Annotated in this window: 11 protein-coding genes; 2 read left to right on the forward strand and 9 right to left on the reverse strand. The window is 41.8% G+C overall.

What is annotated here, in order from left to right:
• Window positions 1–24: 24 nt before the first annotated feature.
• Window positions 25–990 (reverse strand): acetamidase/formamidase family protein, encoded by a 966-nt coding sequence (locus tag VB733_RS00455; RefSeq protein WP_323338154.1) that lies wholly within the window; start codon window positions 988–990, stop codon window positions 25–27.
• Window positions 991–1,218: 228 nt separating this feature from the next.
• Entirely contained in the window at window positions 1,219–1,950 is a 732-nt protein-coding gene (locus tag VB733_RS00460; RefSeq protein WP_323338155.1) for an iron-containing redox enzyme family protein, read from the reverse strand.
• 748 nt (window positions 1,951–2,698) lie between these two features.
• Here VB733_RS00460 and VB733_RS00465 point away from each other — a divergent pair.
• Window positions 2,699–3,880 (forward strand): RtcB family protein, encoded by a 1,182-nt coding sequence (locus VB733_RS00465; protein WP_323338156.1) that lies wholly within the window; start codon window positions 2,699–2,701, stop codon window positions 3,878–3,880.
• 67 nt (window positions 3,881–3,947) lie between these two features.
• Here the strand turns inward: VB733_RS00465 and VB733_RS00470 are convergent, their stop codons facing one another.
• The 3 genes from VB733_RS00470 to VB733_RS00480 form a co-directional block, all read right to left on the reverse strand.
• The gene (locus VB733_RS00470) at window positions 3,948–4,670 is read right to left on the reverse strand and encodes a DUF5331 domain-containing protein (RefSeq protein ID WP_323338157.1); all 723 of its coding nucleotides are present in this window, start codon (window positions 4,668–4,670) and stop codon (window positions 3,948–3,950) included.
• Between the two features lie 93 nt (window positions 4,671–4,763).
• Complete coding sequence (locus VB733_RS00475; RefSeq protein ID WP_323338438.1) at window positions 4,764–5,057, reverse strand: (2Fe-2S) ferredoxin domain-containing protein; 294 nt, start codon at window positions 5,055–5,057, stop codon at window positions 4,764–4,766.
• 198 nt (window positions 5,058–5,255) lie between these two features.
• A complete protein-coding gene (locus VB733_RS00480; RefSeq protein WP_323338158.1) occupies window positions 5,256–6,230 on the reverse strand; it encodes a cysteine synthase A in 975 nt (324 codons plus the stop codon).
• A 191-nt stretch (window positions 6,231–6,421) separates the two neighbouring features.
• Between VB733_RS00480 and VB733_RS00485 the strand changes: the two genes are divergently transcribed.
• On the forward strand, window positions 6,422–7,066 hold the full coding sequence (locus VB733_RS00485; protein ID WP_323338159.1) for a hypothetical protein: 645 nt from the start codon (window positions 6,422–6,424) through the stop codon (window positions 7,064–7,066).
• Window positions 7,067–7,431: 365 nt separating this feature from the next.
• Here VB733_RS00485 and VB733_RS00490 read toward each other — a convergent pair whose 3' ends face one another.
• From VB733_RS00490 to folD, 4 genes are all read right to left on the reverse strand, one after another.
• Window positions 7,432–10,110 carry an RNA helicase gene (locus VB733_RS00490; protein ID WP_323338160.1) on the reverse strand — a complete coding sequence of 893 codons (2,679 nt, stop codon included), beginning with the start codon at window positions 10,108–10,110 and terminating at the stop codon, window positions 7,432–7,434.
• Window positions 10,111–10,481: 371 nt separating this feature from the next.
• Window positions 10,482–10,937, reverse strand: coding sequence for a divergent PAP2 family protein (locus VB733_RS00495; protein ID WP_096610296.1), 456 nt, complete (start codon window positions 10,935–10,937; stop codon window positions 10,482–10,484).
• A 136-nt stretch (window positions 10,938–11,073) separates the two neighbouring features.
• Entirely contained in the window at window positions 11,074–12,000 is a 927-nt protein-coding gene (crtE, locus tag VB733_RS00500) for a geranylgeranyl diphosphate synthase CrtE (RefSeq protein ID WP_323338161.1), read from the reverse strand.
• 172 nt (window positions 12,001–12,172) lie between these two features.
• Entirely contained in the window at window positions 12,173–13,045 is an 873-nt protein-coding gene (gene folD, locus VB733_RS00505) for a bifunctional methylenetetrahydrofolate dehydrogenase/methenyltetrahydrofolate cyclohydrolase FolD (RefSeq protein ID WP_323338162.1), read from the reverse strand.
• Between the last annotated feature and the right edge of the window lie 106 nt (window positions 13,046–13,151).

Below are 13,151 nucleotides of genomic sequence, written 5' to 3' on the forward strand. Positions count from 1 at the left end.
ATTCTAGAATTGGGAGTTGGGATTTTAGATGTTAATTTGTTGGGGTAAAATTGATTTTGGTAGCATCCCATGTACACCTTTTTGGGGGCTATTTACTACTTGACTAATACGGAAATTGACAGCCAAACTACACAACACATAAGCCTCTTCTGCTGATAGATGCATGAATTTTTCTAAAAAATCAATCATCTTTTCTACAGCCTGTGCTAAAGCTGCATCTAAAGTATTACCAAAACCCATTGTGATGATATCAGTTGCTGTTTCTGCCATTGGTATTTGGAGTCGCAAATCTTTACGAACCTTCAGCTTAAGCGTGCCATTCATTGAAGTTTCGATTGCAGTGACATTAACTTCACCATCTCCCTGTGCAGAATGCCCATCACCTATGGAAAATAATCCCCCAGGCACAAAAATTGGTAGATATATTTTTGCACCTGCTTGCAATTCGCGATTATCAATATTACCACCGTAATTACCTGGTGGAATTGAAGAACGATTTTCTTCTGGTGTTGCCACTCCCAGAATACCAAAGAATGGTTTTAGGGGAATTTTTATCCCTGAATTTTGAGGAAATTCGGCAATCTGATTCTCTAAATCTAAATTAATAAATCTTAAAGCAGGTTGGGTAAATTTTTCTGGTAAAGCCCCCCAACCACTACGAATAGCATTAAAACCAACAGGCAAACTGGGAGAAATTTCGATTAATTCCACTTCTAAAACATCTCCAGGCTCTGCATTCTCTATGTATATTGGTCCTGTGAGTAGATGTGGTCCTGTAGCAATTTTACGCTCTCCTGGCAGATTTTGACAAATATCAATAAATTCCGGTGTGAGGAATGCTGCTGGTGCTTTGTCGTAAACATAGAATCCTGTGTATGTTTCAACTGTAACTGTATCGCCAGATGCAACTGTTAGTGATGGTGTGAGTAAATGAGAGAAACCACCTAGATGTACTGTATTTTTAGTAGCTTTAAGAATGTGGTGAGACATGGAAGTTAGGATTTTACAGATGCACATATGTTACAGCACATAGTTGGCGATCGCTAGCCAACTATCTCCCTCAGGGACATCCGTGATAAGCTAAGATAAAGCGCATTTTCTCAACCAGTTAAAATACTCAAAATAAATCTAGCAAGAATGATAATCGCATGTGATGGTAGGAAAAGGAGGCAAGCGATGCTCGCCTCCTTCTCCCTCATTATTGAAATTACTTTGCTATTAGCTTTGTAAAACTAATGCCTCTTTTTCTAAGTTTTCATTCATCCAAGAAAACATATCAGCAATTGAATTCACCATATCTTGAACTCCTTGACCGAAGAGTTCAATATCGGACTCAGACTTGACGCACGTTTCTGCTACTTGAACTAACTCATCTGTGTGTTCTGGATCTAAGTGACAATGAATATGGAAATATTCGATAGTATGGTTATCAATGCCTGGAAATATTTTGCCTAGCCCTTCTATATATTTGGTAAACACTCCAGGTAAAATTTGCTCAATTGCGGCAAATCGCCCTAATGAAACTACTACAGGCTCATCATCACACACTTCAAACTTTTTAAAACGTAATGCTGGAATCCGAAATGCTCCGTCATCAGCATTTATATCGATTTTTGGGCAGTTAATCCCTTGCATAAAGCGTATAAACAGTGCTACATGACATTTATCAGGATTGAGTTCTCCATGTTCGGTAAATGCATTTTCTAGCATAATAGTCCTAGCATGGTAACTATCCATTTTTGATGCCACTTTCAGAAAAGCCATATTAAACCTATTCGAGCCAGGTAGCATTTTTATGGCAAACTGCCGAATAGCATTTTGAGAAAATTCTCCCTGAGAAAAGCGTTGCACAAAAGGATGCTGGGATAAATCCTGAGCATTTGTGATATCGGACAAAATTTGGTGTAGTTGCTGAGAAACCCTGGTGTCTAGATTAAAACTGGTAATCATTATTTCACACTATTAAGGGATTAATTTTTGTGCTGAATAGGCTCAGTAGATACAACCAGGATTTTCAAGGTAACAGGATGAGTTTTCGTCTTGACAAGAAAGCCGAAAAACCATTCCTATATATTGTTAGTAATAATTACTTAATTAACCTTGAAAAGTTTGTTCCCTATTTCGTAAATTGTTTACGTTTCGTCGCATCTCTTAGTAAAAATACTACCACATGACTCGTAGCGCTAGATGGAATTCATAATTGACTCATAAATAATTCAAATTTGCCCCATGAATAGAGCCTAAGTATTTCATTTAAAATTCATCGCTTAGAAATGGAAAAACAATATTTATAACTCCCGGTTCGCTCATTTTTTTTTGAGTTCAGAGATATTGTCTAAAAGCGAAAAATCTATACACCGCAATGATTTTAGCGATTTACCTAAATTTCCCTTAAACTAACATCCTGCTCTAAAAGGTCTACTTTTATGTAATCGCGCAAAGTCAGGACGAAAGTACATTTGAATCATAGCCTGTAACCCTGATTAAATCGTTCAGCTTTCTTCTAACTCGATTTAAAATAGGCGAACGGTGAGTTATAAGTTTGTATAATAGGAATCCTACTTGAATCTTGCTCAGTATACTGAGAAGTTAAGCTTTGTATGTCAAGCTTCTAGGCAGCTTGATTGTTCAAAAATCAAATAGGAGTCCTATATCTTTATACGTATTCATTAAAGTCTCAAAACTAAAAGCTCAAATTATGGCTTACGAAAAATTAGAAATTGCGACAGATGCACCTGTTTTATCTTGGGCGAATCATCCCTTAAAAGAGGATGAAACTAAGATGGCAAAAAATGTCGCCTCATTGCCATTCGTTTTTAAACATGTTGCCCTGATGCCAGATGTTCATTTAGGTAAAGGAGCGTTAGTTGGCTCAGTAATTGCCACAAAAGAAGCTGTAATTCCGGCTGCCGTCGGTGTCGATTTGGGTTGTGGAATGTCTGCAATTAAAACACCATTTACAGCCGAAAAACTCGAAGGCAAACTCAAAAAAATTCGCTTGGATATTGAAGCAGCAATTCCTACAGGCTTCAATGAAAATCAAGAAGTTGAAAAAACTGTAACTAACTGGCAAAAGTGGCAGGAATTTAAAGATTTACATCCTGGGGTTCAAGATTTAGAAAATAAAGCCTTACGTCAGATGGGTTCCCTAGGTGGAGGCAATCATTTTATCGAAGTATGCGTAGATACGGAGAATCAAGTGTGGTTGATGTTACATTCTGGCTCGCGGGGGATTGGTAATATTCTTGCCCAGCGACATATTAGCACTGCCAAGGAACTGGCGAAAATGGCAGAGATAAATTTACCAGACCCAGATTTGGCTTATTTTGTCGCAAATACTCCTGAATTTGCAGCTTATTGGCATGATTTGCAGTGGGCACAACACTATGCAAAAATGAACCGTGATGTGATGATGGCGCGATTTAAGCGCATTGTCGAAAAGCATATTGCTGGTGGAAAGGCGACAAAACCATTGCTAGAAGTTAACTGTCACCATAATTATGCTGAAAAAGAAGTGCATTTTGGTGAGGAAGTATATGTAACTCGTAAAGGTGCAGTTCGTGCCGAGACAGAAGACTACGGTATTATTCCCGGTTCGATGGGTGCAAAATCTTACATAGTTAAAGGGAAAGGTTGTACCGATAGTTTTTGTAGCTGTTCTCACGGGGCTGGCAGATTAATGTCCCGCAATAAAGCCAAAAATACCTATACCCTGGATGATTTAATTAAACAAACTGAAGGTGTGGAATGTCGCAAAGACGAAGATGTTTTGGATGAAATTCCCGGTGCATATAAGCCGATTGAGCAAGTAATGGCAAACCAAGCTGATTTAGTAGAAGTAGTGGCGACTTTGAAGCAGGTTATCTGTGTTAAAGGTTAGATATTTGAGTTTAGAGTGCTTTAAATATTTCGTTTAAATATTTTCAAAACATCTCATAATGGTATATTTAGAATGGGATAAAAGTTGCTTCATCCTTATCCCATCCTTGACCTTGGCAAAAATCATCAATCCAGTTAGCTAAATTGCGAGGGTGTAAAACAGGAGACTGATTAATTTCACCGGGGACTCTGTCATGGATAATTTTCACAATATTACCTTGACCAGCAACTGTTGTAGAAACCGCAACGATCGCATTAGATTTTACCCCGTTTTTCGACATTGGGATTACGGATGTTTTCAATTCTGTAGGCTGAGATTTTACTCGATTTAAATAGGATTTGGCGACGGCTACTTGAATTGGAGGTTTAGTGTTGACAAATTGGGAATAGCTTTTGTTATTGCCGACAATAGAGCTATTTTGACTGGTTTGGTGATGTGCAAAATCGTCACTAGTATCTCTATCTATCTCAGCATCTAAGTCAGAATCTAAACGGGAATCTAGATGAGAGTCTTCACATTCTAGCAAATGTAAATAGTGATCGGGATTAAAGTTAAGACCTAAAGCGGCAACAACTGCATCAGGGTCACTATTCAATTCTGCAAGTAATGGTAAAATATCGGTTAAATTTGGCTGTAAAACTGATACCGTTGCCAAAACAAAACTTGATAATGGACGACGTTCCTCTGCAAAAGTCGCCCAAATTTCCATTTTTTCTAGCCAGTGGCGATTATTTTTGTAGTAGCGCAGCCACTCTATTTTTAAGGATTGACGCAACTCCTGAATGTTCATCTATCTGGGAATAAAGGAAAGTGAAAAGAGAAAAAGGAGGGAAAGACGAAAATGGAAAAGACATGAATCCGGAATTCTGAATATTCTGACTCCTTATTTTTTCTGTTCCGGATGAAACCGTTTATCAAGCATTTGCGTAACTTTCTTGTCACCTATCAAATGTTGTTCCACAATTAACGCCACTTCATTGCTACGGACACCACAATACCACACCATATCAGGTAATACCAACACCATCGGACCATTACCACATTGCCCTAAGCAACTGCTAGCTGTCACAGTTACCCCAGGGACTGGTAACGCTGCAAAGGCTTCTAATATAGACTTGGCACCTTGTTTGCGACAAGTCCGATTTTGACACACAAGCACCTGTTTAACGTTGGGCATTGGCGAAGACACGGAGGTAGGTAGGGGGAGACACGAAAAAGTATTTCGGACTAATTACGGAAATGACAAAGCATATAATTGCCTAGGATTATCCAGCGTACATATGTTTATTTAATTGTGACACCTGCGTTAGTCATGAGTAAACTAATCTCAAACTATCTGGTTCAGTGTCTCATCATCCCCATTCCCCCATACCCATTAATCTGGCGAAAGTCCCTTTGATTCGAGCCATTCGGGGTTAAAAATCCGCGACTGATAGCGTGAGCCACTATCGCATAAAATGGTGACAATCGTATGTCCTGCCCCCATTTGTTTCGCTAAAGCCACGGCAGCAGCAACGTTAATTCCCGTCGAACCACCCATCAATAAGCCTTCTTGGCGTAAGAGTTGGTAAACTACTCGTATTGCTTCTCGGTCATGAACTTGAATTGCATCATCTGCGGGTACACCTTCCATATTGGCGGTGATGCGACTATTACCAATTCCCTCAGTGATGGAACTTCCTTCCATGTGGATTTCGCCAGTTTTGATATAACTATACAATCCACTCCCCATCGGGTCAGCAACAACACATTTAATATGGGGATTTTGCTCCTTCAAAAACATGGAAACACCCGCAAAAGTCCCACCAGTACCCGTTGCCGCTACCCAGCCATCAACTGTACCATCTGTTTGTCCCCAAATTTCTCTGCCTGTCGTTTCATAATGGGCACGACGGTTCGCTAAATTATCAAATTGGTTTGCCCAAATTGCATTTTCCATCTCCGAGGCAATTCGACCTGAGAGTTTGACATAATTATTTGGGTCTTTGTAGGGAACCGCAGGAACTGGGCGAACTTCTGCCCCTAATGCCCGCAACGCATCCATTTTTTCTTGAGATTGGGTATCGGGAATAATAATCAGGCATTTATAACCTTTCGCGTTACAGATATGCGCCAACCCGATGCCAGTATTGCCAGCAGTTCCTTCTACCACAGTACCACCCGGTTTAAGTAGACCTTTTTCTTCAGCATCTTGGATAATATAGAGTGCTGCGCGGTCTTTAACGGAACCACCAGGATTGAGAAATTCTGCTTTTGCCAGAATATTACAGCCTGTTTCTTGGCTAAAACTGTTGAGTCGGATTAGTGGTGTATTGCCAACTGTACCGACAAAGCCATTTTTGATATCCATTTTTTTCACCTGATTTGTTCATCTATAAAAATTTTGGCTTATTGGGGCGATCGCTTTTCAAGTTTTGTGAACTCTGTTTAATGTTTTTCTAGCTGCATACAGGTGAGTATCTCCGATTCCACAGAGAAGTCGCAAGTATGGGATATTGGGGATATTAAATATAAATTGTCAAAATCTATCGAAATTTACACATGCATATTAATAAGTTATTTAATAATTGGCAACAATTGTTAAAATCGGTGAGGGTGAGTGATGAAGTCAGAATTGCACAAACATTTGCTGAGATTGTGGAGATTTATTCCAGTTATGGTCGTTATTACCATAATCTTGAACATATTGCACAGGTTTTAAATAAAATACAATTACTCCAAACAAATATTCATCCCTCACCAGCAGTACAATTAGCTGCTTGGTTTCATGATGTTATTTACGATAGTCAAGCGAAAAATAATGAAGAAAAAAGTGCTGACTACGCGCATGAATTATTAACATCTTTAAATGTTTCCCAGATGATTATAGATAATGTTTGTCGTTTGATCTTAAACACTAAATATCATCAAGCAGAACTCAATGATTTTGATAGTTATCTATTACTAGATGCTGATTTATCTATATTGGGAAGTAGCCCAGAAGCATATATTAATTATCGTCAAGCGATTCGTCAAGAATATATATGGCTGCCAGATGATAAATATATTGCTGGTAGGAGAAAAATACTAGAGAATTTTTTGCAGCGTCGCATCTTTTTTACAGATGAATTATTTAATCAGTTGGAATTAATAGCTCGTCAAAATATTCAAGCAGAAATTATTGCTTTAGAAAATTTCAATTCTTGAGAACAGATCAAAAAATCCAATTCCCATCATTATAAACCCATCAATCGGCTAGATTCTATAGTAATTATTTGCCATTTGCCAAACTAATATCAGATAAAACCGACGCGGAGAAAAAGAATGATAACTGATTAGCCAGACTTGATATGATGACTCTGTGCGATCGCACTCAGCAATGTCCTGGAAAAAATATTCCTGATGTGGGGATATTCCCGCGTCTTTGTAGTTCCAAAAAAAGAAGTGGCGCAGCCACTTCTCAGTAATTCCCAGGTAGAACCTATCAATGAGTATATGAGCTATGGATTTTTAAAATCGTATAAAGTGACACTGATTTCAAAGAGGTAAGAAGGGCATGAAGTAAAGGGCTATTATTCAACCACTTCATTAACCGGAAAGCGATCAATTAATTGCATCGCCCGACGGGCATTACGATATAAAGCATCTGGTAAATAGGGCACGTGGGGAATTTGCGAAAGTAAATCTAAAGTACGGCGCAATATTCGCACGACATCACCCTCATCTAAACTCGTGTTTTCACATAGTTCTGCCCACTCTACCCCTAATGCCCAATGTTCCACTATTGCTGTCAAATTAATGTAGCGATTTTCCAAACCCACAGGTAAGGCGACACCATGACGATACTGGACTTTGAGCAAAGAACGGCGAATATTTCGCAGTCTTGACCAAGCATCATCGGCTTCTTTTGATAAACTAAATTTGACAAAACTATCGGGACGGGGTGTTTCCATCACCAAAGCGGTGACAACTGCGGCTAAATGTTGGGGGTCGAGATTATCTAATTCTCGACTGGATAAGGCTAAACCTAACCACAATTCATTTTCACCGCGAATTGCAGCAGCGATTTGCCCTAGTTGGGTAGGAACCAGATTATCGAGACATTGGAAATACTGCAAAATCTCGATTAAATTCACGAATTCCTCCCAATAGCGCTGTGATTGCTGCTCCACATAAGCTTCTAGTTCGGCAAGCTCGGCGGCTATTTCACCCACACGGGCTTTCCGCTTAAAGATGACGGCAACATTCCCCGTTTGATGTAAGGGATGGGCTTCTATCTGTGCCTGGACTGCGTTGACACGGGCTAATTGTTCACGAACTTCCGGTGCGAGATAGGTGGATACGTCCGGTTGGGGAATTTGTAATGCGATCGCTTGGGTTTCTTCATTTCCCCGTCGTGATTGTCCGGGTTTAATCGGCATTTCCGCAGGTGGGAGTAAATTAGGCGATAAATCGAGGCGCGGTAACTCACCGTACAAATCGACAACATCTGCGGTTGTCGCCACATACCAACGGTTATCCTGTCCCAAACAGACTAAGTAGGGGGCGGAACCAGAACCGGGTGACTTCCCAACTAGGACTGCTGTTATCGGGGCAGGGACGGTGATATTTTTACCTTTTAAGCTCAGTAAAGTCCCGGTGATTGCAAAGCCAATCATCATCCCCAATTCTTGCTGGCGGGTTGACTGGGCTTGTTCTTGCAGGGTTTTCAATAACTGCCGTTCCGATTTTAATCGCTGCCGCAATTTTTCGTATACTTCAATTTCATGCTCGTCAATGGCATCGATTTGGGCTTGAGTATCGCCTAAGCTTCTCTGTAGTTCTTCGATGTATTCGTATTGCGGACGCAGGTGAAAATTCGCCAAATATTGTCCAAAACTGCGCTCAATTAGTTCCTTGGCTTCGTCGATAGTGTGGGTTTGCAACAGGTTCAAAACCATGCCATAACTTGGTGTAAACTGGCTCACTAACGGGTCAGCCTTTGATGTTGCTAAATAAGCTGCTTCCTTGGCTCCTTCAAAGGGAGTTTGCAATGTCACCACATATCCTTGCTTATCCATCCCCCTACGTCCGGCACGTCCCGCCATTTGCAGAAATTCCGATGCATTCAACAAGCGATGTCCGCTATCGGTACGTTTGGAAAGACTGGAAATTACGGTTGTCCTCGCGGGCATATTGATACCTGCCGCCAGAGTTTCAGTGGCGAAGACAACCTTAATTAAACCTTGTTGAAATAACTCTTCCACCAAAACCTTCCAAGCTGGCAGAATTCCCGCATGGTGTGCGGCGATACCACGATACAAAGGTGCAATTTGTCCAGAACGTCCGGCTTCGGGGTTACGAGTCAAATAGTCATCGATTTGTACCCGCAGTTGGTAAGCTTCGTCAGGGTTAACTAGCCAAACATCCCCCATCTCTGCCACCGCTTTATCACAACCTCGACGGCTGAAGATAAAATAGATGGCTGGCAACATATCCCGTTGTTGGAGTTGACTAACAATGCTATGAATACTAGGTGCTTCCGGTCTGCCATTTCTCCCTTTGTCCCCCTCACCCTTACGTTTGCGTTTTTGCAGTAGGCGGGAGTTGATTTTGGTATTATTCTCGTTGAGGAGAGGGAATAAACCCTTGGTGTTACCAAAGTGAAATGCCAGGGGAACAGGGCGAAAATCGGAATAAATTAGGTCAGTGGGACCATGAACTTGGTTGAGCCAGTCGGTGAGTTGATCGCTGTTATCAACGGTTGCCGAGAGGGCTACGAGTTGAACTTCGCGAGGACAGTAAATAATTGATTCTTCCCACACTGTACCGCGCTGGCGATCGTTCATGTAATGACATTCATCCAGAACCACTGCATCGACATTGACTAAGGAGATACCAATTTGACCAATGGGAGTTCCGTAGAGCATGTTGCGGAAAATTTCCGTAGTCATGACCAAAATTGGGGCATCACGGTTAATTGAAGCGTCACCCGTTAATAGTCCAACTTGTTCATAACCAAAAGTCTCACGGAAATCACGCAATTTTTGGTTGGAGAGAGCTTTGAGTGGTGTGGTGTAGAATACTCGCTTGCCTCTGGCTAGGGCGCGATAGATTGCATATTCGCCAATTAAGGTTTTACCGGAACCTGTAGGGGCACAAACGACTACTGAACGTCCGCCATTGAGAGATGCGATCGCTTGGTGTTGGAATGTGTCGAGTTCAAACGGAAATATGACGCTAGGGTCTGGAGAAGGGGCAGGATAATTCACTCAAATATAATAACAACCTGATTATTATGTATAGTATTCCAAATTCCAATCCCCATCAGGGATTCATCCATAATCCAAATAGATGTAACAGTTGTGATGCCCTAACAGGAAATATGTATTTTTAGTACACAGGTTTTGATTATATCTAATTACGCCCTGAATGGAGATTAAATGATTGTTACAGTTAGTGCTAACGCTTGGAGAGGCAGTCCTAATGAAAAAATTTCATCGCCAAGCATGAAAGGGGGACGCGGGGACGCGGGGAATAATAAATGACTAATAACTAATGACTCTTTCAAGTCAGGGGGATAAAGAAGCAAGTATTCTTCCTTGTTTCCCCTGCTTCTTGAGTTTCTCGTTAATAATTAACCTTAATAGGCAGCTCTGGCTAACCACGATATTGTAATTCCCAAAACCGAACCAGCGATGACTTGAAACGGTGTATGCCCCAGTAATTCCTTGAGACGGTCTTCGTGAAATTCATGATTTTCTTGGAATAATTCATCTATCATTTGGTTGAGGATGCGTGCTTGTTTGCCTGCTGCTTGACGAACCCCGGCGGCATCATACATAACGATAATGGCGAAAACCATGGCAACTGCAAATTCTGGACTTTGCCAACCAACTGTTTGCCCAACTCCAGCCGCTAGGGCTGTAACTAAAGCTGAATGGGCACTTGGCATTCCGCCAGTGGTGACTAATACCTGGACGTTGAGTTTGCGGTTTTTGATGATTTCAATCGCAAGTTTGAGAATTTGAGCAATCAGACAAGCAATTAGGGCAACTAGCAGCACCCGGTTGTTAAAGATGTCGCCTATGTCCTGCATGGTAGTTTAGATAAGTTTGCAAATAATAGCAGCATTGATGGTGAGAAAAAAAGTGTTCTCTGCACCCAGGTGGCAAAAAGTCAGGGAAATTAAGCAAACACAGGAATGATTAGCATACTCTATCCCCGTAATGCTACTAGCGATCGCGATTGGTAATAAAATGTGCTAGGGCAATGAGTGGCTGTGCCTTTTCTCCATAAGGTTGGAGTTCTGCACAAGCGGCTTCGATGAGTTGGTCAGCTTTTTGACGTGACTCTTCCAGTCCCCAAAGGCTAGGATAGGTGACTTTCTTTGCTTTTAAGTCTTTCCCGGCGGTTTTACCTAGTTGTTCTTGGGTTGCAGTTATATCGAGGATATCGTCGATAATCTGGAAGGCTAAACCAATATTTTGCGAGTAACAGGACAAACGCTGGATGTCTTCCGTCGAAGCCCCTGCTACAAATCCACCGCAAACCACACAAGCTTCCAGAAGGGCAGCAGTCTTGTGGTTGTGGATGAAGTTGAGGGTTTCCAGGGGAGTGTCTGTTTTCCCTTCACATTCTAAATCGACGACTTGCCCGCCAACTAAACCAGCAGCACCAGTTGCCCGTCCTAAACGGGAAATTACTTGTAAAATCCGCTCTGGAGGGACGTTTTCTGTGTGGGTGACAACATGCTCAAATGCATAAGCCAGCAAACCATCGCCCGCTAAAATTGCAATATCTTCACCATAAACTTTGTGATTTGTCAACTTGCCACGTCGATAATCATCGTTATCCATGGCTGGCAAATCATCATGGATAAGGGACATGGTGTGAATCATTTCCAATGCACAGGCTGTTGGCATCGACATTTCAATTGTGCCGCCCATCATTTCGCAGGTAGCAATGCACAAAATTGGACGTAAGCGTTTGCCCCCAGCTAGCAATGAATAACGCATTGCTTCATAAATTTTTTCTGGGTATTGCATGGGTACAGCTTTGTCCAGGGCTGTTTCACACAGTGCTTGTCTAGTTTTGAGATAGGAAATCAGGTCAAATTTACTTTCGGCTGGAGTCTTCTGAATATTATCGGCTGCTACCATGCTAAGTTTCCTTGGACTTTTGTCATCTAGGTTACAATTTTAAGCGAGTAAGTTGATTTGTGATTGTTAATTGTTAATGGTTTTTGGTTAATGGTTTTTGGTTAATGTTAGGTATTTTCTACTAACTATTAACTCATAACTCATAACTCTTAACTACTCACCATTCCATAACCTAAAATTTTTTCAGGTAACTGGAAACAGTATTTTGTAGTAACATCGCCACAGTCATGGGTCCGATACCACCAGGAACGGGGGTTATGTATGCTGCCACTTTTGAAGCTGACTCAAAATGGACATCTCCGATTAAGCGACTGTTGCCGTCCACATCAACTACGCGATTTATCCCCACATCTACCACAATTGCGCCCGGTTTCACCATCTCACCAGTAATAAGTTCGTTACGTCCGACGGCAGCAACGAGAATATCTGCTGTTTGACAGATGGAGGCAAGGTCATGCGATCGCGAGTGTGCTACGGTAACGGTAGCATTCGCCTCTAACAGCATCAAAGCTAGGGGTTTGCCCACCAAAATACTTCGCCCTACCACGACGGCTTGTTTTCCCTGTAGGGGGATTTGATATTCTTCCAACAGTCGCATCACTCCGGCAGGGGTACAACTTCGTAAACCATCTTCACCCCGCATGAGTTTGCCTAAATTGACGGGATGTAAACCGTCAGCGTCTTTCTCTGGGGCAATTTTGTGTAACAGCCCTACGGAATCTAAATGTTCGGGCAGGGGTAATTGCACGAGGATACCATCAACTTTTTCATCTTGATTGAGGGCGGCAATCTCGTCTTCCAGTTCTGCTTGGCTTGTTTGTGTTGGAAAATGCTTACCAAAGGAGGCAATACCTACTTTTTCACAAGCACGCTCCTTTCCGCGTACATAGGCAGCAGAAGCAGGGTTATCACCAACCATTAATACGGCTAAACCGGGAGAACGTCCAATTTGGGGTTGAACCTGAGCTATTTGTGTGGATAGTGACTGTTGAATTTTGGCAGCTAATGCCTTTCCGTCAAGTATTTTGGCTGTTTGCGTGTTCATGGGTAATGCAGGTTAGAAAGATGGGGAGATGGGGAGATGGGGAGAGGGGGAGATGGGGAGATGGGGAGAGGGGGAGATGGGGAGATGGGGAGAGGGGGAGATGGGG

It is taken from the genome of Calothrix sp. UHCC 0171, from assembly GCF_034931845.1.
In the GTDB taxonomy this organism is placed as follows: Bacteria; Cyanobacteriota; Cyanobacteriia; order Cyanobacteriales; family Nostocaceae; genus Brunnivagina.

What these genes read in the sequence shown, in the direction of transcription:
- crtE (WP_323338161.1), bottom strand. Translation starts at nt 12,000, where the DNA reads ATGGTAGCAGCCGATAATATTCAGAAGACTCCAGCCGAAAGTAAATTT.
- folD (WP_323338162.1), bottom strand. Translation starts at nt 13,045, where the DNA reads ATGAACACGCAAACAGCCAAAATACTTGACGGAAAGGCATTAGCTGCC.
- VB733_RS00495 (WP_096610296.1), bottom strand. Translation starts at nt 10,937, where the DNA reads ATGCAGGACATAGGCGACATCTTTAACAACCGGGTGCTGCTAGTTGCC.
- VB733_RS00455 (WP_323338154.1), bottom strand. Translation starts at nt 990, where the DNA reads ATGTCTCACCACATTCTTAAAGCTACTAAAAATACAGTACATCTAGGT.
- VB733_RS00485 (WP_323338159.1), top strand. Translation starts at nt 6,422, where the DNA reads ATGCATATTAATAAGTTATTTAATAATTGGCAACAATTGTTAAAATCG.
- VB733_RS00475 (WP_323338438.1), bottom strand. Translation starts at nt 5,057, where the DNA reads ATGCCCAACGTTAAACAGGTGCTTGTGTGTCAAAATCGGACTTGTCGC.
- VB733_RS00460 (WP_323338155.1), bottom strand. Translation starts at nt 1,950, where the DNA reads ATGATTACCAGTTTTAATCTAGACACCAGGGTTTCTCAGCAACTACAC.
- VB733_RS00480 (WP_323338158.1), bottom strand. Translation starts at nt 6,230, where the DNA reads ATGGATATCAAAAATGGCTTTGTCGGTACAGTTGGCAATACACCACTA.
- VB733_RS00470 (WP_323338157.1), bottom strand. Translation starts at nt 4,670, where the DNA reads ATGAACATTCAGGAGTTGCGTCAATCCTTAAAAATAGAGTGGCTGCGC.
- VB733_RS00465 (WP_323338156.1), top strand. Translation starts at nt 2,699, where the DNA reads ATGGCTTACGAAAAATTAGAAATTGCGACAGATGCACCTGTTTTATCT.